Source organism: Streptomyces sp. NBC_01390 (assembly GCF_045040105.1).
GTDB lineage: Bacteria > Actinomycetota > Actinomycetes > Streptomycetales > Streptomycetaceae > Streptomyces.
In genome coordinates this window covers 7,296,922-7,316,515 of sequence record NZ_CP109551.1, presented here as the reverse complement: position 1 = coordinate 7,316,515, position 19,594 = coordinate 7,296,922, and the positions used below count along the sequence as shown (strand labels likewise).

The following is a 19,594-nucleotide window of genomic DNA, read 5'->3' as shown; positions in this document are numbered from 1 at the left end:
GCTCCTTCAGCTGCCGGCCGTCGCGTCGCTGCCGCAGACGCGCTCGCGGAGCACGAGCAGTCCGTGCACCGCGTCAAGGGAGGGGGACGGGACACCCGTGCGGCGCGCGAGTTCGCGTACGGCACCGATGAGGGCGTCGAGTTCGAGGGGCCGGCCGCGGTCCGCGTCCTGCAACATCGAGGTGCGGAACGCGCCGAGCTTGCGGGCGATGTCGAGCCGGTCGTCGGCCGTCATGGCGCTCTCGATGCCGAGAGCGGCACCGACGGCCGCCGTCTCGTCGAACATGGCGGCACACACCTGCCGTACGTCCGGGTCGTCGAGGATGTCCAGGACAGTGGCGCCGGTGAGCGCGCTGACGGGGTTGAGGTTGACGTTGCCCAGGAGCTTCTCCCAGATGTCCCGGCGGATGTCGGTGCTGGGTTCGGGGCGGACGGGGCCCGTGGACAGGGCTTCGGCGCACTGTGTGACGCGCTGGGAGACGCCGCCCAGCGGATCGCCGATGATCAGACGGGTACCGCTGACATGTGTCACCCGGCCCGGTCCGTCGACCGCGCTGCTGAAGTGCGCCACTCCGTGCATGACCCGCTCGGCGGGCAGGAGCCGCAGCAGTTGCCCGTCGGGGTCGACCGACCTCAGTACGGGATCCTGCCCGGTGTGCTCGACGGCGGACAGCAGCCACCAGGGCACTCCGTTGGCCACGACCAGCACGTCCGAGCCGTGCTCGACCCAGGTGCGGATACTGCGGGCGGCCGGAAGCAGGTACTGGCTCTTGACGCAGACGACGGCCAGGTCCGGGACGGGGAGCCGCGCGGCGTCGTGTGCGGTGGGGAAGTGGTGACGGACCTCGGCTCCCGCTGACGGGCCGTCTTCCGTCTCCCCGCCGCGCAGCAGGAGTCCTTGCGCGGCGATCGCGTCGAGGTGCGGGCCCGGCCGTCCGAGCAGACAGACCTCGGCGCCCGCGGCGGCGAACGCCCCGGCGAGGGTGGCGCCGACGGCGCCCGGGCCCACGACGGTGATCCGCGGTGGCCGGCTGCGCGGCGGAGATGCGGGTGGATGCGACAACGCCGTCGCACCTCCTTTTCGGGTGTGGTCGTGGGCTGGTGTGACCGTTCGCAGCGAGCATGCGCCGCCTGACGGCCCGCAACAATGTCGGTTCCTCCACTCACGGACCTTGCGTGATGTAGATTCCGACATCCCTTTGAAACGGAGGTCGGCATGACCGCGATGCCCCTCGAGCAGCTCGTCGAGGCCCTGCGAGGCGGTGTCATCAGCCTGCTGTCCGACGGCGCCGCGGCGGAGTGGCGCGTCACCGGCGCCGAGTTGCTGGATCACCCGGAGGCGCTTGCGACCACCGCGCCCGGACACCTGTTGCTCGGGGTCGGCCTGGACATCGCCGACCGCGACGCGTTGGGCGCCGCGCTTCGGACGGCGGCGGACCGGTCCTGCGCACTCGCCGTCAAGTGCCCCACTCCGCCGCCACCGGAGGTGTCGGCGCAGGTCGCCACGACCGGAGTCCCCGTCCTGGCCGTCGATCCGCGGGTGCCGTGGACGCGGGTGCAGCGCCTGGTCACGACGATCCTGGCCGCACGCCGGGCGGTCACAGAACCGGGCGGCGGTGGGACCACGGGCGGCGACCTGTTCTCCCTGGCCAACGCGGTCGCCGGAATCGTCGGCGGCGCAGTCGCGATCATGGATACCCAGCAGGTGGTGGTCGCCTACTCGAACCTGCCCGACCAGCCCATCGACGAGACCCGGCGGCGCGGGATCCTGGGCAGGCGGGTGCCGGAGGACGCGCTCGCCGATCACCTGAACCGGGAGGTGTGGGTGAGCGACACGGTCGTCCGCCAGCACCGGCCCGGCGATCTGCCGCGCACGGCCGTGGTCATCAGGGCGGGCGAGGACGTACTCGGTTCCCTCTGGGTCGCGTTCCCCGACGAGGCTGCGGCCGCCGGCTGTGGGCCCGCCTTGCAGGAGGCGGCCCGAGTCGCGGCACTGCACATGCTGGCGCTGCGCCGTCAGGTCGACGCCGAGCAGGAGAGCCGCGACCGCGCCCTGCGTCACGCGCTGGAGGGCCGGTCGGGGCAGGGCGACCCGCCCGGCGGTGTCCGCCTTCCCGCCGTGCTGGTCGGGCTGGCCGAGGCGGCACAGGAGCGCGCCGACGAGGAGTCATGGGAAGCCGGCACCGCGGCCCGCCGCCGCGCGGCTCTGCTTCGGGCGCTGGACCTGGCCGTCCTCGACGGGCGCTCCCTCGGGTACGAACCGGCGGCAGCCCTGCTCGGGGACCGCGTGTACGTTCTGCTGCCGGCTGCCGGTTCCGGCACCGTGTCCACTGGTGTCCTGCTGGACCACCTCTTGGACCGGGCTCGGCACAGCTTGCACCGGTCGTTCACGGCAGTCGACTCCCCCACGGTCGAAACGACTTCCGCCCTGCTCGCGGCGCGCCGCGACATCGACGCCGCGCTCGACCACCTCCGGGAGCGGCGGGCCGGGCCTGGCGCGTACCACGCCGAGGACCTGCGTCCGGAACTGGTCCTACGGCGGCTCGTCGGCGCCGTACGCGAGGACGCCGAACTGCGCACCGGCAACGCCGAACGCCTGCGGGCACACGACGCCGAACACAGCACCGACTACTGCGCCACGCTGCTCACCTATCTCCGGCATTTCGGCGATGTCGCCGCGGCCAGCGGCGAGTTGCACATTCACCAGAACACGTTGCGGCTGCGGTTGCGCCGGGCCGAGGAACTCTTCGACGTAGCGCTCGCCGATCCGACACGGCGCCTTCTGCTGACGCTGGAACTGACGGCCCTGACCGGCCTGTCGGAGCCACCGGCGAGGGGCTGATGTCGTATCCGCCACCGCTCCACCGGATTCACTGTCGAACCCGACATTGGCTCGCGAGCGGTCGCGCACCCATGCTCCTGCACACCGAGGCCGTCGCCCGATACCGGCGATGCCCACGCAGCAATCAAGGAGCACGGCAGTGACCGTTCTGGACACCCCGACGAGCACGGCGAAACCGGCGTACATGAGTGATGCGGAGTGGCAGGCGCGGCTCGAACTCGCCGCCTGCTACCGCGTCTTCCACCACCTCGGTTGGGTGGAGATGGTCTTCAACCACATCACCGTCCGGGTGCCCGGCGAGGAGGGACACCTGCTGATCAACCCGTTCGGTCTGATGTACGACGAGGTGACCGCCTCGAACCTGGTGAAGATCGACCTCGACGGCAACGTCCTGTCGGACTCGGACTGGCCCGTCAACGAGGCGGGATTGCTGATCCACTCGGTGATCCACGCCAACCGGCCCGACGCGCACTGCATCATGCACACCCACACCACCGCGGGCACCGGAGTCGCCTGCCTGCGGGACGGTCTCGACCCCGACAACTTCTACGCCGCCCAACTGCACGACATGGTCGCCTACCACGACTTCGAGGGCATCACCGTCGACCCCGAGGAGAAGCCACGGCTGGTGGCCGACCTCGGCGACCGCGACCTGATGATCCTGCGCAACCACGGTCTGCTGGCGGCGGGACCGACCGTGCCCGCCGCCTTCGCCGCCCTGTGGACTCTCCAACGGGCCTGTGAGATCCAGCTCACCGCCCAGCACTCCGGACAGCCGCTGACCCCGGTCAGCCGCGAGGCGGCGGTGCGCTCGACCAAGGAGTCCTTCCAGATGGGCGACCGCACACAGGCCGGCCGGACCCTGTTCGACGCCCTGCGCCGCAGGATCGACCGCATCGCCCCCGACTACGCCGTCTGACAGCACGGCACCCCGTCCCCTTCCCGGGCCAACGACGACCCGACGACGATCGGACTCCCCATGTCCCCATCCGCTCAGACATCCGGCAACCGGAGTCAGCACCGCACGGTCGCGCTCGCCGCCATGGCGGGCACCACGATCGAGTGGTACGACTTCTTCATCTACGCCCTGTGCACCGGACTGGTGTTCAGCAGCGAGTTCTTCGACGGGCTCGGCGAGGACTCGCTGGTCATCTCCTTCGCGACCATAGGCATCAGCTTCTTCTTCCGACCGGTCGGAGCCGCACTCGCCGGCCACCTCGGAGACCGGCTCGGCCGCCGCGCGATGCTCATCGCCACCCTGCTGCTCATGGGCGTCTCCACCACCCTGATCGGCCTCGTGCCGTCGTCCGCCTCCATCGGCATGAGCGCCCCGGTCATCCTCGTCCTCCTGCGCATCCTCCAGGGCCTGTCCGCAGGCGGCGAATGGGGCGGCGCCGCGCTGATCTCCGTGGAGCACGCACCGCCGGGACAGCGCGGGAGGTTCGGCTCCTACCCCCAGCTCGGCGCACCGCTCGGCCTGCTACTGGCCAACGGCGCCCTGGCGGCCGTCACCGCGCTCACCACGGACGACCAGTTCCTCGCCTGGGGCTGGCGCATCCCCTTCCTGCTCAGCGTCGTCCTCGTCGCCGCCGGGTTCGTCATCCGGCGCAAGGTCGAGGAGAGCCCCGTCTACCGGGAGCTGAAGGAGTCCGGGAACCAGTCGCGCGCCCCGATCGCCGTGCTGTTCAAAAACCACTGGCCGCTCGTCGTGGCCGGCGCCCTGCTCTTCGCCGCCAACAACGCCGTCGGCTACATGACCACCGGCGGCTACGTCCAGAGCTACTCCGTGAACCATCTGGGCATGGACCCGACGCTGATCCTCATCTGCGTCATGGTCGCCGCGGTCGGCTGGCTGGCCAGCACCCTCGCGGGCGGCCGGTTGTCCGACCGGTTCGGCCGCCTACGCGTCTACCGAATCGGCTTCGTCATCCAACTCGCCTGGATGTTCCCGTTCTTCGCCCTGCTGAACACGGCGAACACCGGTCTCGTCGTGGTGGCGCTCGTCCTCTACAGCGTTGGCCTGGGGCTCACCTACGGGCCGCAGGCCGCCCTGTTCTCGGAGCTGTTCCCCACCGCCGTCCGGTACAGCGGTGCGGCCCTGTCGTACGCCATCGGAGCTGTCCTCGGCGGCGCCTTCGCCCCCATGATCGCCGAGACCCTGCAGTCCGGCACCGGCACCGTTTACTCCGTCGCCGTCTACCTCGCGGCGGTGACGGTGATCGGACTCGCCGTCACCTTCGTGCTTAAGGAGCGCCAGGACGTGCCGCTCAGCGAAGCCGAGGCCGGCGAGAAGGACGAGCAGGCAGTCGTGACCGCCTGAGGACCTCGGACCGGCGACGCAGCGACACCGGCGACGGACAGCCGGTCACACCGGACGACACCACCCACCCCATCCCTCCCCCCTCCACCTCATGGAGCCCCGCATGAACGAGCCGCAAACCGAGCCCACCCGCCCGGCATCGCCCCAAGGACGCCCACACGGAGCCCTGACGCGCCGCCGCTTCTGGCAGCTCGGCGCCGCTGCAGCGGCCACCGCCGGCGCGGCGTCGCTGCTTCCCGAGCGCGCCTTCGCCGAGACCTCGGCGCCCGCGGACCCGACCGCACAGGACTACTTCGACCACGCCGCCGAACTGGCCGGAGACAACCCCGTCCTCACGAGCATCGTCAGCGCGCTCACCGCCGGCTACACCCCGCCGAGGCCCCCCGCTCCCGCACCCTTGCGGATCTTCGACAACGTCGCCGTGCTCAGCGTCGGTTTCGTCTCCGCCACGGCGATCCTCACCCCACGGGGCATCATCCTCATCGACGCCCTCGACAACCCGGACGAGGCAGAGCAGTACATCGTCTCCGGACTGCGCAGCCTGAGGGCCGACCCGTCGACGATCAGGTACATCGTGGTCACCCACGGCCACGGCGACCACTTCGGCGGCGCCCAGTACCTGGCCGACCAGTACGGCGCCCGGGTCATGATGGCTCCGGCCGACTGGGACCTCCTCGCCTCTACCTCCCCGGCCAACGCCCCCACCCGCGACCTGGACATCACCGACGGCCAGAAGCTGACGCTGGGCGGCACCACCGTGACCCTCAACCACACACCGGGCCACACCCCCGGCACCGTCTCGCCGATCTTCCCGGCCCAACTGCGGGGCCGCACCCACACCGCGATGCTGTGGGGCGGGACCAACCCGCCCGCGGCCACCGCGAGCAAGGAGACCTACCTCGCCTCCGCCCTCACCTTCGCCTCCCGCACCAAGCATGCCGGCGTCGACATCGAGCTGAGCAATCACGCCTTCGCCGACTACGGCCTCGAGCGCATGGAGGAGCTGCGCAGCGCGCCGAACGGCCGCGAGAACCCGTTCATCGTGGGCGCCTCGACAGCACAGCGCTTCATGAAGATCGTGGAGACCATGCTGCGCGGCCGCATAGCCCAGGATCAGGAGGCCACCACCACGACTGCGACGACGATGGCGGCCACGAGCGCCCACACAGCAGGCTGCTGCTGAGGTCCGCGACAAAAGGACGGTCACCGACTGCCGGCGCAGCGGTGACCGTCAGTCGCTGATGAGGGAAGATCTGCGCCATCTCCTACTTGAGGATGTCTTCGCTCCTGAGGTCGGAGGCAGGGTCGGAGGGGGCGAAGCGGGACCAGCCACCCGAAGACGCCGGCATAGCCAGGAACCAGTGGTTCTCGGCAGAAGCGGCCAGCGAGACGCTCTCGCCAGTGATCACTTTCTGAGGTCGGCTGCAGGGCGCACCACCGGTGATCGAGTTCAGCCAGAGCGAGTCAACAAAGACACCTCGTACATGTACTTCCGCGTACCTCAGCGCCCGAGGTGTCTCCTTCAGAGCGACACCGGACCGCATTTGACACCCGGAATGCCCGAATATGCAGCACGGACAGCGGACAGAAACGACGATACCCGTAGCGCAGATTCGCCCCGGATTCGACCCCGAGGGTTTATTCAGGTAGTAAACATGGACTCTTACCTGCGGAAATGCGAGGCGGCAGACGAGTCGGGCTGTACGCCGGGTTCTGCCGCCTCCGGCTTTGGCGCCTGGCCGCCTCTCGCCAACGCTCGTTCCGGAAATAGCCGGTCACACGGTCCAAGCACTCCAGCCCCCAGGGGCGTTTCAAAGTCCCGGGCGATCATGTGAGTAAGCAGGCCACAGCAGGACGGGCAGGTCGGGCTGACCCGACCTGCCGGAGTTTGGACGTGCCGTCAGTTTGGCACCGTCGCCTGCACGGGAGGAATCGTGGGACTCTCGCTGGTGGAGCGATTGCAAAAGCGGCCCTGCAGTCGGTGGACACGCCCAGGATGAGTCAGCGAAGTACGGTTCCCCCGTCGACGTTGACGACCTGCCCGTTGATCCAGGACCCCTCGTCCGAGAGCAGATAGGCGACCATGCTGGAGATGTCGCCGGCCTGGCCGTGGCGGGTGCTCCGAGTCCGGGCGAGCTTGGCCTGCAGCATCTCAGGCGGCGCTCCCTCCAGGATCTCGGGGGTCAGGATCAGGCCGGGGGTGACGGCGTTGGCGCGGATGCCCTCCTTGCCCCAGCGCGAGGCCACATGCCGGGCGAGGGCGTTGATCCCGGCCTTGGTCACGGCGTAGGCGGGGCGCTCGGGCTCGCCGGCGAACGAGGCGATGGAGGAGGTGTAGACGATCGCCCCGCCGCCGCGTGCGAGCAGTTCGGGGATGGCGTGTCGGCTGACCAGCATGTGGCCGCGCAGGTTGACGGCAACGGTGCGGTCCCACACCGCGAGGTCGATGTCGACGACATCGGTGTCCTTTCGCACCGCGCCCATGTCACCGGCGTTGATGTGCACGGCGTCCAGCCCCCCGTAGGTCCGCACCGTCGCGGCGACCAGCTGCCGGACAGAGGCGTCGTCCGCGATGTCGAACTCCACCGCGACCGCCTCGGCGCCGGCGTCGCCGATGGCACCCGCGGTCTGCTCGGCTCCGGCCAGGCTCAGATCACCGACCACCACCCGGGCACCTTCCTGGGCCAGTCGCTGCGCCGAGGCTGCGCCAAGCCCGGTGGCGGCGCCGGCGACCAGGACAACCTTGCCCTTCAACCCCTGCATGACACTCTCCCCTGCTTCCAACAAGTGACGGAACGGTATTCGCGTTCATCGAGAATCATATTCTCACCAGGGTAGGTCTCCGACCGCCTTAAGGGAACCGCGTTCCTCTGAGCACCCCTCGACGCACCGGTCCCGCACCCCTTGCCACCTGCCGAGATGCCTCGCGTGCGCGTAAAGGCGCGCCGATGACTTCGCTCGCAGCCCACCCCGGTAGCCCGCACCGAGTCCTCTGCGACTGCACCACCGAGAGCGCACTTGTCGTCGCACCTCAAAACGTCCCTCCGCAGCACGAGGTGCACTTCGGCTGCGTGCACGTTCATCTTCCCTGGTCATCATGGGTGCACCCAAAGCAGCCAGTCGCAGCGCACCTACGAGTGAATGCGCATCGCGAGTGTTTCTGGACTCGCGCTACGTGCCGCATCTTCACCCGGGCGGGGAGGCTGCCGTCGCCGTCGAGGGCGTCATCGACATCATTTCCGCGGCTCCTGGCTGCATGGGAGTCCTCTACGACGGCGCATTCCGCGGCGTACACCGCGACACCATTGCCCGGTACGGCGGTCTCATCGTGAATAAACAGCACAAGGGGAACGAACCTCAATTCTATGAATCACTGCGCCCCGGTCGCTGCATCCACGAATTGTGGGCGGCCGACGGACGTATCGCGGAGAAAGTCCACTACGCGGACGGCACTGCGGAGCTCGTCCCCGTACCGATCAAACGACTGGAGCGACGCGGAATCCAGACGTTCCGCTGGTATCACCTGCTGGCCATTCCCTGCCGCCACGGCCTCCACGAGCACAGAGTCGCCGTCGGGACGACAAGCCGAAAAGGCGAACGGCCACCCGGTAAAAGTGACGAGGAACGCGGCTTCCATCGCGCCGAGCACCTGCAACAGATTCCGGAAATCAGCCGCACTCATCAACTCGTCTACCCCTACAGGAGCGACGCCGAGTCGGGCCACTCGCAACTCGACGCCTCTCTGTGGAACGGACGTCTCATCTCCTACGGAGTCGAAGCCCAGCAACTCCTGACCCTTGGTTTCGTCCTCGCCCAGAACTCGACCAGCCGCGCACTGCACGAGGAAGGAGCCCCTATGTTCAGCCACACAGCCTGACCACCCCCTCCGCCTCACTCCAAGACCCCAGCGCCTGCCCGAGCCCCGATCCGGTACTCTGTGGATCGAGCGCCCTGGCGGGCGTTGCGGCGTGTCACGCGGGCTCCGCTCGCCTCTTCGCCACAGCAGCCTGCCCCAGGCCGCTCAGGGCTTGACGAGAGACCTGACCGCGACCCGTACACCGAGTTCCGCGCAAGGTTTCGCACAAGCCCCGCCTTCGTAGCTCAGGGGATAGAGCACGGCTCTCCTAAAGCCGGTGTCGCAGGTTCGAATCCTGCCGAGGGCACAGGACGAAAAGACTCAAAGCCCAGGTCACGGAAGGGATTCCGCGCCCTGGGCCTTCGTCTTGCGCACTGATCATGGACTTCGCGCAGGTCAGGGACGACGAGAGATCAGATCCTGGTGGCGATCGCCAGGGTGTCGTTGCCCGCCAACCGCGTGATCGCCCGCAGGAGAATCGTGAGGCGGCGGTCGTCCAGCTCCCGCACCAGAGACAGGCTGGTCACTCGCGGGCCCGCGAGTGACCGTAGGGTGGTATGAGGCCATGACCACTCGGACCCTGTACCTGTTCGGCTCGGCAGCACCTCCCGTGTTCGACCTTGCGACCGTGATCGAGGAGGCGCAGCAGCGCGGATTCGATGTGTGCCTCGGGTTGACGCCGACGGCGGCCCGCTGGCTCGCGGACGACCTCGACAACCTCGCGGATCTGACCGGGCACCCCGTGCGCTCGAGGTACAAGGCGCCTGGCGAGGCCGACGTCTGGCCGACGGCCGATGTCATCGTGTTCGCGCCGGCCACCTTCACCAGCATCAACGCCTGGGCACTCGGGCTCACTCACGACTTCGTGATCGGCGTGGTCGCAGAGGGGATCGGCAAACGGATCCCGATGGCGGTGATGCCGTGTGTGAACGCCGCGTACGCGCGGCACCGCCAGTTCGAGCGGAGCGTTGCCGAGCTGCGCGAGATGGGCGTCCGGGTCCTGTACGGAGAGGGCGGCTTCGTGCCGAATCAGCCGGGCCAGGGAAAGCCGAAGGAGTATCCGTGGCGCCTGGCCCTCGATGAGGCTGAGCGGCTCACGACCCCGCCCGCGTAGGGCTATGGCGTGTTCCCCGACTCTCCGTCCCGTGCTTCCGTGCGGTCTGCCACGCAGCAGCGGCGGGAGTACGAGGTCCTCGTGAGGGGACGCCCTCTCCCGTCCCCCCCAACCCCCCGCCTAACCCGCCGTCAATGGCGCGGCGTGGAGTTGGCGTACCAGTTGCGGGGTGAGGAGTTCGCCCGCGCGGTCGGCGAGTACGGCCATCTCGTAGCCGACCAGGCCCACGTCGCAGCCCTCGGCGGCCAGGACGCCCAGGCAGCTGCCGTCGCGGATGCGGCCGACCATGAGGAAGCCGCCGAGCATTTCGATCATGACGAGCTTCATACCGCGGAAGCCGTGTGTCGTCGCCGCGTTCTGGGCGAGGCTGGTGATGCCGGAGACGACGGCGGCCAGGTGGTCGGCGCGGTCTCGGCCGAGGTTGTCGGAGGCCGCCATGAGGAGGCCGTCGGAGGAGACGGCGACCGCGTCGGTGACGCCGTCGGCGGTGCGGACGAACTCCGATACGAGCCAGCCGAAACTCTGGACGGCGGTGGTCACGATGACGCTCCTTGGGTGCTTCGGGGTGTGTTGCGGGCCTCGGCGCGGGCGACACCTGCCCGGAAACCGTTGAGCAGGGCGGAGACAGCGGGACGTGCGACGGGCGGGGCCGACGGTGGGAACAGGGGCGCGCCCGGGAGGACTCGCGGGGTCTGTGCGGGGGCGGTCTGCGCGGGGGCGCTCTGTGCGGGGGCGAGCAGACGGCCGGGCAGGACGAGGAGTGCGGACAGGCCGCCGCCCGGGGTGTCGAAGAGGTGGACCTTCGCGCCGTCGCCGAGGCGGTGGGCGAGTCGGCCGACGACGAGGTGGCCGAGGAAGCGGGTGGGGGCGGCGAGGAAGGCGTCCTCGCCCGAGCCGGCGAGACGTTGGCCCGCGCGTTCCTTGTCGTCCACGGACATGCCGACGCCGTGGTCGACGACGGCGAAGCTGTACGTGTCGTCCGACGAGTCGTACCAGCCGTGCACCTCGACCCGCTCGGTCGGCGGCGAGAACGTCAGCCCGTTCTCGATGAGTTCGGCGAGGAGATGGGCGACATCGGCGACGGCGTGGCCGCGTACGCGCACCGGTTCCACGGCCGCGATCAGGACCCTCCGGTACTGCTCCACCTCGGCGACGGCCGACTGGACGACTTCCAGGCCGTCGGCGGGTGCCGCCGTGGCCCGGGGCGGATTCTGTCCGGCCAGGACAAGCAGGCTTTCGGCGTTGCGCCGCATCCGGGTGGCGAGGTGGTCGAGTTCGAAGAGCTCGGCGAGGGCGTCCGGGTCGATCTCCTGCCGTTCCAGGCGGGTGATGAGGCCGAGCTGACGGCGTACGAGGTTCTGGTTGCGGCGGCCGAGGTTGGCGAGCGACTCGGTCGTGTTGCGGCGCAGGACGGCCTGCTCGGCGGCCAGTTGGAGGGCCGTGTGTTCCACCAGGCGCAGGGACTCCGCGACTTCGGCGATCTCGGCCGCGCCGCCCAGTTGCGCCGCGGGGAACTCCACCTGGTCCTGCGGTGACTGCTGGATCCGGGCGACCGTCGCGGGCAGCCGGTGCCGGGCCACGTCGTGGGCCGCCTCGGCGAGGGCACCGAGCGGGCGGGTGAGGGAACGTGAGGCGAAGGCGGCGAGGCCCGCCACGAGGGTCGCCATGAGCGTGCCCGCGAGGAGGTAGGCGGCGAGGGCGAGTTCGGCGTCGTGACTGAGACGGTCGGCCCGGTCCCGTACGTCGTCACCGACCGTCTGCTGGACGTCGTACAGATCGTCTACGAGCACGGTCATCGCGTCCCACCAGGTGGCGGCGTCGACGCGCAGCGCGGAGCCGTCGGCGGCGACCTCCGCCCGGGCCTCGTAGGTGGTGGCGCGCACGGCGTCCTTCGTGGCGAACGCGCGTTTCAGCGCGGCGAGTTGGGGCGCCGCCGCGACCTCTCGGAAGCGGGCGAGGGCGGCGACGCGGGTCGCGCGCACCTCGGTGAAGGTGAGGTACTCGCGGCCGTGGAAGGCGCCCTCGGCGAACACGCCGTTGAGGAGGCCGCGTTCGAGGGCGACGGACTCCTTGGCGGCGGCCAGTTCACGCAACGCCGCGAGTCCGTCCCGCAGTTGACGGTCAGCGCTCGACGCGGTGTCCGCCACCGGGTCGACGTCGTTGAGGGCGTCCACGGCGGTGGTGTAGAAGGTGAGGGTGGCGGTGCGGTCGGCTGTGCGGTCGGCGGTGGACTTGCTTCCGGCTTTCAGATCGGCGGCGGTACGGACGGCGGCGAGCCGGCGCAGATGCCGCTGGATGACGTCCTGCACCTCACGTTCGGGGCGCATCGCGCGCAGCGCCGTGTCGACGCGCTTGCGCGTGGCGGTGAGCTGTGTGCGGTAGCTCTTCTCACCGCCCAACAGGCCGTTCGTCAGGCCGCGTTCGCGTTGCAGCTGGTGCACCAGAGCCTGGACCCGCAGGCTGAGGCCGACCTCGGCACGGGTCGTCCGGGCGTCACCGAGTGCCTCCGCGCGGCCGTACACGGCCACACCGGCCACGGTCAGAAGCAGGCAGATCGGGACCGTGATGACCACCGCCACCCGGCCCCGGATGCTGCGCCAGCCGGGCAGCGGACGGCGGCCGGGAGTCGTTCGGCCGAGCTTCTCGAACAGCGGCCGAAATGGCGTCCACACCCTCATGTCACGACGCTAGTCCGACCGCCACCGCCGTCGGTTTCCAACCTGTAAGAGACCGTGGGGAGTTGAGTTGCGCCACCCTCACATCCCAGGTCGGAGAACCGTGACAGCGGGGGCGGAGCGCGCCCTCGCCGGTCGTCGTCCGGGCGGCCCGAGGACACCGGCGGCTGTTCACCCTGGAACATGTGAGGCTCCTGTGAATATTGAACTTTCAGGCTTCCTCGTGTGCAATGCCTCCTGAAAGGCTGGAAGCACACAACTCGGCTGCTCCACGCGGCCGTTGAACCTCACCCCCCACGAGGCACACCATGGCGAAAGCCACCTTCTCGCGCAGAACTCGCGCGACCATATTCACCGCGACGGCCGGCCTCTCGCTGGCCGTCGCTCTGCTTCCCGGTGGCGCGAACGCGGCCCCGGGCGATCCGGCGGGCCGCCCCGCCGCCGACTCGGGCGCACCGTCAGGCTCCCCGGCGGCCGACGACGCGCCGCTCATACCCTCGCAGCAGTCCCTGGCACGAAGCGACGCCCGGCTGACGAAGGCCGAACAGCGGTCCGGTGTACGGCAGTTGCGCAAGCAGCTCGGGGCGCAGGGCGTGCTGGAACTGGACCCCGACACCGGTACCGCACGTCAGGTGGCCCGGCTCGACGGATACCTGACGGCAGCCAGTGGCGCCACCCCGGAGGACATCTCCCGGCAGTACCTGCGCGCGCATCCCGATGTGTTCGGGCTCTCCGCCGCTCAGGTCCAGGGCCTGAGCCTGCGCAAGCAGTACACCGATGTCGCCGGGATACGTCATCTGTCGTTCGTCCAGTCGGTCGACGGTGTCCCGGTGTTCGGCAACGGTGTCAAGGCGAACGTCGCCCGCGACGGACGGCTGATCAGCGTGCTCGGCGCCCCGGTGCCGAAGCTGCCGTCCGCGCTGGCGCCCGCCAAAATCACCGGAACACAGGCCCGGCGCACCGCCGTTCGCGACATCGCCGGCGGCGAGAACACCAGCGTCGGCGCCTCGGACACCGCCAAGCAGGTGGTGTTCACGGCGCCGGGCGGCGCGGCCCGGCGTGCGTGGCGGACGGTCACCACGCCGGACGGGCAGGACATGTGGCTGCACGTCGTCGACGCGGCCAACGGCCGGGTCCTGTACCGGCAGAACCTGTCCTCCGACCTGACGTCGGGGCAGTCCGATACCCCGGCCGCCGATCAGTCCGCCCGGGAGGCCGGGAAGTCCGCGACGCCGTCCTCGGCGGGCACGCTCCGGCAGACCGGCAAGGTGCTGGTCTGGGACCAGTTCGCGGGCGCCCGGTACGGCGGCAAGCAGCACACCCGCCATCTGACCGCCCGGGGCTGGCTCCCCGAGGGCGCCGAGACCCTCAACGGGTCGGTGGCGCACGTCTTCAGCGACGTCAACGACAACAACAAGGTGGACCCGGGCGAGGAGGTCACCCCGGCTGCCGACGGGACGTTCTCCTTCCCGTTCAAGCCCTTCACGGGTGACGAGTGCGGCACCCCGCTCCCCTGTTCCTGGGACCAGAAGACGCCGTACTCCTGGCAGACCAACCGCGAGCAGAACGCCGCGCAGGTCTACTACTTCCTCGGCACCTTCCACGACCACCTGCAAGCCGCGCCGATCGGATTCACCCGGGCGGCCGGCAACTTCGACAGCCGGGACGGCGACGCCGTACAGGCGCAGACCGACGACGGCGCGGCCATGCAGAACGGGCTGCCCGACAGCAACCACCTGAACAACGCCAACATGGGTACGCCGCCGGACGGCCAGGCGCCCACCATGCAGATGTACCTGACCGGATCCGAGCCCGAAATCCCCGTTCTGCAGGGCAACTTCGGCGACGTCGCCGCCATCGTCTTCCACGAGTACACCCACGGGCTGTCCCACCGGCTCGTCACGGACGCCGACGGCGTCCCGGCCCTCAACAGCTGGCAGTCGGGGTCCATGGGCGAGGCGTGGAGCGACTGGTACGCCCTCGACCTGCTCAACAACCAGGGGCTGGTGAAGGACAACCCGCGCGTCGACGGCGAGGCCGCGATGGACCCGGCGGGCTGGAGCGACGTGCTGCAGGTGCGCACCCAGCCGCTGGACTGCTCGGTCGGCTCCACCTCGGCCGTCTGTGACGGAACGAAGGCGGCCGGTCCGGGCGGGTACACCTACGGCGACTACGGGAAGATCTCCTCCCGCGGTGTGGAGGTGCACGCCGACGGCGAGATCTGGGCCGAGACGCTCTGGCAGCTGCGTACCGCCCTCGGCAGCCGGCTCACCGAATCACTCGTGACCCGGGCGATGGAACTCTCGCCCGTGAACCCGTCCTTCCTCGACCAGCGCAACGCCATCCTCCAGGCCGACACCGTGGTCAACGGCGGACGCGCGCACGACCGGATCTGGAAGACCTTCGCCAACCGGGGCATGGGCTGGTTCGCCGCCGCGCTCACGGGTGACGACGTACGGCCCGACGAGGACTTCTCCCTGCCGCCCGGCCCGAACACCCCGGTGGTCACGCTCACCGGCAAGGTGACCGACGACGAGTCCGGCACGCCGGTCAGCGGGGTCACGGTCAGCATCAGCGGCCACTCGTCCGGCTTCCCCGGCGCCGACCTCTCCGCCGTGAGCGCGGCGGACGGCACCTACGCGATCCGCAACGTGCCCGAGGGCACCTACCGGAAGGTCTACGCGAGCGGCAACGGTTACGAGCCGCAGATCCGTACGGTCACCGTCTCCGCCGGCGCCGCCGACTGGTCGGTGCGCCGAGACTGGTCGGCCTCCTCCGGTGGCGCGGAGGTCGCGGAGTTCAGCGGCGCCGACTACAGCGACTTCGGCTGCGGACCGGCCGGTCTGATCGACTTGTCGTCCACCGTCTGGGGCTCCGAGGCCAACGGCGGCACCAACGGCACCGGAATCGACCCGGTCCACAACACCGTACGGCTGCCCCAAGCCGTGGACATCAGCCGGCTGCGCCTCGACCCGACGTCCGGCTGCGGCGACGACCTGACGGCCTCCCTCGGCGACTACCGGATCGAGACGTCCACCGACGGCACGACCTGGGCCACCGCCGCCGAGGGCCACTTCGGTCCCGCCGACACCGGCCGGGACAACGCCGTGCCCCTCAACACGGGTACCGCGCAGAACGTCCGGTACGTCCGCGTCACGATGCTGGGCAACCAGGCCGTCGACAACGGCGTGGACTGCGCCCAGGACAACGGCCCCTCGGGCTGCCGCTTCCTGGACATGACCGAACTCCTCGTCAACGGCACACCCCACCAGGGCTGACGGACCCGGTATCCAGTAAGCCAGAGGGCGGCGTTCCGGCAACGGGTCGCCGCCCTCTGGCATTCGCCTTCGGCAGCATGGGGCAACGGCCGAAGAAGGTTCAAAGGACGGATTCGAGGTCCGCCATGACGTCCTCGTAGCGGGCGTGTTCGAGGACGGCGCGTACTGCGTCCTCAAGACTCGGCAGTTCGGCGGACACCAAGTCCTCGGCGAAGATGCGGCCCGGGCGGACCCGGGCGTACGCGGACCAGGTTCCCGCGTCGGACGGGGTCACGTGGCCGATCGGAACGCCGCCGGGGAAGCCGTCGTCCACACATACGTACATGGCGTTTGTGGCGGCGGTCCGTTCCGGCTCCGGGCTGAGGAAGAGCCGCCGCTTGTTCAGCAACCTCATGAGAGACCTTTCGACGACTGCCAAGTCCGTGTTCCTTCCTCGGGGGCGGCGGCCGTTCCCCCCGCCAACGGCCGCCGCCCGGCACAGCGCGCCCTGCGGCGCTTCCCCACAGCTGCGCCTGGGGTCGCGATGGGCACTTGCAAACCGTCGCGGGAGGCGCTGCAATGCGGATGAAATTTCGATGATGCGCGACGGGGCGGAGGCTTCGGGTGGGCGCGGGATCTCCCCGGCGGCTTCGGCTCGCGGTGCTCGGGCCGGTGCGGGCGTGGCGTGGCGATACGCCCCTGACACTGGGGCCCGTACGGCGCCAGGCCGTGCTGACCGCCCTGGCGCTGCGTCCAGGCGTCCTGGTGAGCCAGGAGCAGTTGCTCGACGCCGTGTGGGGGGAAAATCCACCGAAAACCGGTCGCAGTGTGCTGCCCAGCTACGTCTACGCCCTTCGGAAGACACTCGGCCATCCCGTTCCGATCCACAGCGGACAGGGGGGCGGGTACCGCTTCGTCGCCGACGGCGTCCGGCTCGATGTGGCGGAGCTGGCCGAGTGGGTCGACCGTGCTCAGCGGGCCAGGGAGACCGAGGACATGGACGCTGCGCTGGACCTGTTTTCCAAGGCGCTCGACCTGTTTCACGGCGAGCCGTTGACCGGGCTGCCCGGGCCCTTCGCCGAGGCCGAACGGCAGCGCCTGTCGGAGCGACTGCGCACGGTCCGGCTCGAACGGCTCGAATGCCTGGTACGGCTGGGCCGGTTCACCGATGCCCTGGACGACATCGCCGGCCTGGCCGCATCCCGTCCGTACCATCCGTACGACGAGTCGCTGGCCGCGTTGCGCGTGCGCGCCCTGTACGGCGGCGGACGTCAGGCGGAGGCGCTGACCGCCTTCGAGGACACCCGCAGGTTCCTGCGTGCCGAGCTCGGGGTCGGTCCTGGTGCCGAACTCCGGCGCGTGCACGAGGCGGTGCTGCGCCGGGACGACGTACGCCTCCTGGGACCGGCCGCCCCTCCTCCCCCGCAGCGCCGACCCCAACCACAGCCCCGCCGTACCGTCAATGAACTGCCGGGAGATGCGGGCCAACTGGTCGGAAGGGAAGCCGAGTTGGCGCAACTGGTCGCGCCGTCCGCGCCCGGGGCCGTGTCGGTCGTGACCGTGGACGGTACGGCCGGGGTCGGCAAGACGGCGCTCGTCGTACGGGCGGCCCGTGAACTCAGTGGCCGATACCCGGACGGCTGCCTGTTCGTGGATCTGCGCGCGCACAGCACGCAGCGGCGGCAGTCGCCGGAGCAGGCGCTGCAGCGGCTGCTGCGTTCGCTCGGCGCGGCGGGCGGTGAGCTGCCCGGCGACATCGAAGAACTCATCGCCGTATGGCGCGCGACCACCAGCCCGTTACGGCTCCTCCTCGTCCTGGACGACGCCCTCGATGCCGACCAGATACGGCCGCTGCTGCCCGCCGGAGCGGGAAGCCGGGTGCTGGTGGCCGGCCGGCGGCGGCTGGCAGAACTGGACGCCGAGCGACGGGTCACCCTGGAGCCGCTGGCCGGCGGCGACGCGGTGTCCCTGCTCACGCACATCATCGGCGAGGAGCGCGCGGGCCGGGAGCTGGAGGCGGCGCATCGGCTGGCCGGGCTGTGCGACGGGCTGCCGCTGGCCCTGCGCATCGCCGGGTCGCGACTCCAGAACCGCCACTCCTGGACGGTGGAGTACCTGGTGGGCCGCATGACGGGCGACGAGCACCGGCTCGGCGAGCTGAGCGTCGGGGATCGCAGCGTGGAGACGGCCTTCCACATGTCGTACGACCAGCTGGAACCGGAGCAGCAGCGCGGATTCCGCGCGCTCGGGCTGGCGCCGACGGTCGAGTTCGATGTGCTGACGTCGGCCGTCATGCTGGACCTGCCGGCCTACGACACCGAGCGGATCCTGGAGAGTCTGGTCGACGCCAGTCTGCTGCAGGAGCCGCGGCCCGGTCGCTACCGGTTGCACGACCTCGTACGCGTGCACGCACGGCGGCTCGCGGAGGCCGCGCCCACCGAAGCAGCCGCCGTACGTACGGCGGCTTTCCGCCTGTACCTGGATGCCGCCCGGCTCACCAGCGACTGGGGCACCCGCGGATTCCCCACCGGGCCGCAGCCCTCCGGTGCGCCGTTCGCGGACTGGCAGGGGGCGGAGGCCTGGCTGGACACGGCCGGTGGAGAGCTGGTCGATGTGGTCGGACACGCGGCGGCCCACGGCGAGGCCGACTACGCCTGCTGGCTCGCCGAGGCGCTGGTCGACTACTTCGTACGGCAGGGCCGTTACCACGAGTCCCAGACAGCGCTGGAGATCGCGCTCGCGCACGCGGACGCGGCCACAGACCCACGGATGGCCCTCGCGCTGAGGAACTGCCTGGGCTATACCTGCGTATACCAGCGCAGGTACACACAGGCGCGCGCCTGTCTGACCGAGGCGCTGGACCTCGTGCGGCGCCGCCCCGACCCGCACGAAGAAGCCCGGACTCTCGGCGGGCTGGCGGCTCTCGACCTGAGTGTGGGCGACAGCGAGCGGGCGATCCGCCATGCCACGGCGGCCGTAGACCTGGCCAGGCGAGTGCGTAACGACTGGGTCGCCTCGATGACCCTCGTCATCCTCGGCCTCGCCCATTACTTCGCGCGACGGAACGAGGAAGCGCTGGCCTGCTTCACCGCCGCCCATACCCATGCCGAACGGGACGGCAGACCGCGCATGCTCGGCAGATCCCTGAGCTGCGCCGCCGACGTCCACCTCCGCCTCGGCCACTACCGCGAGGCAAGGAACCTGCTCCGACAGGCAGTCGACCTGGTTCAGCAGCGCGGGGACATCTTCCTCTGCGCGCGCAGTCTGACCCGGCTGGGCACGGCGGAGCTGGGCGAGGGAAACCCGGGCGCGGCCGTCGCGCTCCATCACCAGGCCCTCCTGCAGCACCAGTTGCTGAACCCGCTCACCGACCCCAGCCACGACTGGCTGGAGATGGACATCCGTTCCCGCCTGGGCCACACCTACGTGGCGACAGGCCGCGTCCGCGAGGCGCGCGAGCAGTTCCAGGCCGTGATCGACGTGCACGACGCCCGCGCTCAGCGCGCCGCACAAGCAGCGCGCTGAGCGGGG

Annotated in this window: 13 protein-coding genes and 1 tRNA gene; 9 read left to right on the top strand and 5 right to left on the bottom strand. The window is 70.2% G+C overall.

Features of this window, described 5'->3' with window-relative positions; genetic code table 11:
- Positions 1-6 precede the first annotated feature (6 nt).
- Positions 7-1,062 (bottom strand): ketopantoate reductase family protein, encoded by a 1,056-nt coding sequence (locus OG241_RS32980; RefSeq protein WP_405820491.1) that lies wholly within the window; start codon positions 1,060-1,062, stop codon positions 7-9.
- Between the two features lie 1,533 nt (positions 1,063-2,595).
- On the opposite strand from OG241_RS32980, the gene OG241_RS32975 reads away from it, so the two are divergent.
- The 4 genes from OG241_RS32975 (at position 2,596) to OG241_RS32960 (ending at position 6,344) form a co-directional block, all read left to right on the top strand.
- Positions 2,596-2,841 carry a helix-turn-helix domain-containing protein gene (locus OG241_RS32975; protein ID WP_405826534.1) on the top strand — a complete coding sequence of 82 codons (246 nt, stop codon included), beginning with the start codon at positions 2,596-2,598 and terminating at the stop codon, positions 2,839-2,841.
- Positions 2,842-2,980: 139 nt separating this feature from the next.
- A complete protein-coding gene (locus OG241_RS32970) occupies positions 2,981-3,760 on the top strand; it encodes a class II aldolase/adducin family protein (RefSeq protein WP_405820490.1) in 780 nt (259 codons plus the stop codon).
- Positions 3,761-3,820: 60 nt separating this feature from the next.
- Entirely contained in the window at positions 3,821-5,161 is a 1,341-nt protein-coding gene (locus OG241_RS32965) for an MFS transporter (protein ID WP_405820488.1), read from the top strand.
- Between the two features lie 103 nt (positions 5,162-5,264).
- Positions 5,265-6,344, top strand: coding sequence for an MBL fold metallo-hydrolase (locus OG241_RS32960; protein ID WP_405820487.1), 1,080 nt, complete (start codon positions 5,265-5,267; stop codon positions 6,342-6,344).
- Between the two features lie 818 nt (positions 6,345-7,162).
- Here the strand turns inward: OG241_RS32960 and OG241_RS32955 are convergent.
- Positions 7,163-7,924, bottom strand: coding sequence for an SDR family NAD(P)-dependent oxidoreductase (locus OG241_RS32955; protein WP_405820485.1), 762 nt, complete (start codon positions 7,922-7,924; stop codon positions 7,163-7,165).
- 334 nt (positions 7,925-8,258) lie between these two features.
- Here OG241_RS32955 and OG241_RS32950 point away from each other — a divergent pair, with 334 nt between their 5' ends.
- The 3 genes from OG241_RS32950 (at position 8,259) to OG241_RS32940 (ending at position 10,131) form a co-directional block, all read left to right on the top strand.
- Entirely contained in the window at positions 8,259-9,038 is a 780-nt protein-coding gene (locus OG241_RS32950; protein ID WP_405820483.1) for a hypothetical protein, read from the top strand.
- 213 nt (positions 9,039-9,251) lie between these two features.
- Positions 9,252-9,324, top strand: a tRNA-Arg gene (locus tag OG241_RS32945).
- Between the two features lie 258 nt (positions 9,325-9,582).
- Complete coding sequence (locus tag OG241_RS32940) at positions 9,583-10,131, top strand: flavoprotein (protein WP_405820481.1); 549 nt, start codon at positions 9,583-9,585, stop codon at positions 10,129-10,131.
- 120 nt (positions 10,132-10,251) lie between these two features.
- On the opposite strand, the gene OG241_RS32935 is transcribed toward OG241_RS32940, so the two are convergent.
- Both OG241_RS32935 and OG241_RS32930 read right to left on the bottom strand, forming a co-directional pair.
- Positions 10,252-10,671 (bottom strand): roadblock/LC7 domain-containing protein, encoded by a 420-nt coding sequence (locus OG241_RS32935; RefSeq protein ID WP_405820479.1) that lies wholly within the window; start codon positions 10,669-10,671, stop codon positions 10,252-10,254.
- The gene (locus OG241_RS32930; RefSeq protein WP_405820477.1) at positions 10,668-12,809 is read right to left on the bottom strand and encodes a nitrate- and nitrite sensing domain-containing protein; all 2,142 of its coding nucleotides are present in this window, start codon (positions 12,807-12,809) and stop codon (positions 10,668-10,670) included. Before OG241_RS32930 ends, OG241_RS32935 begins: the two co-directional genes overlap by 4 nt.
- A 305-nt stretch (positions 12,810-13,114) precedes the next feature.
- Between OG241_RS32930 and OG241_RS32925 the strand changes: the two genes are divergently transcribed.
- Complete coding sequence (locus OG241_RS32925) at positions 13,115-16,084, top strand: M36 family metallopeptidase (protein ID WP_405820475.1); 2,970 nt, start codon at positions 13,115-13,117, stop codon at positions 16,082-16,084.
- Between the two features lie 100 nt (positions 16,085-16,184).
- Here the strand turns inward: OG241_RS32925 and OG241_RS32920 are convergent, their stop codons facing one another.
- Positions 16,185-16,478, bottom strand: coding sequence for a hypothetical protein (locus OG241_RS32920; RefSeq protein WP_405820473.1), 294 nt, complete (start codon positions 16,476-16,478; stop codon positions 16,185-16,187).
- A 209-nt stretch (positions 16,479-16,687) separates the two neighbouring features.
- Between OG241_RS32920 and OG241_RS32915 the strand changes: the two genes are divergently transcribed.
- On the top strand, positions 16,688-19,588 hold the full coding sequence (locus OG241_RS32915; protein WP_405820472.1) for an AfsR/SARP family transcriptional regulator: 2,901 nt from the start codon (positions 16,688-16,690) through the stop codon (positions 19,586-19,588).
- The last annotated feature ends 6 nt before the right edge of the window (positions 19,589-19,594 follow it).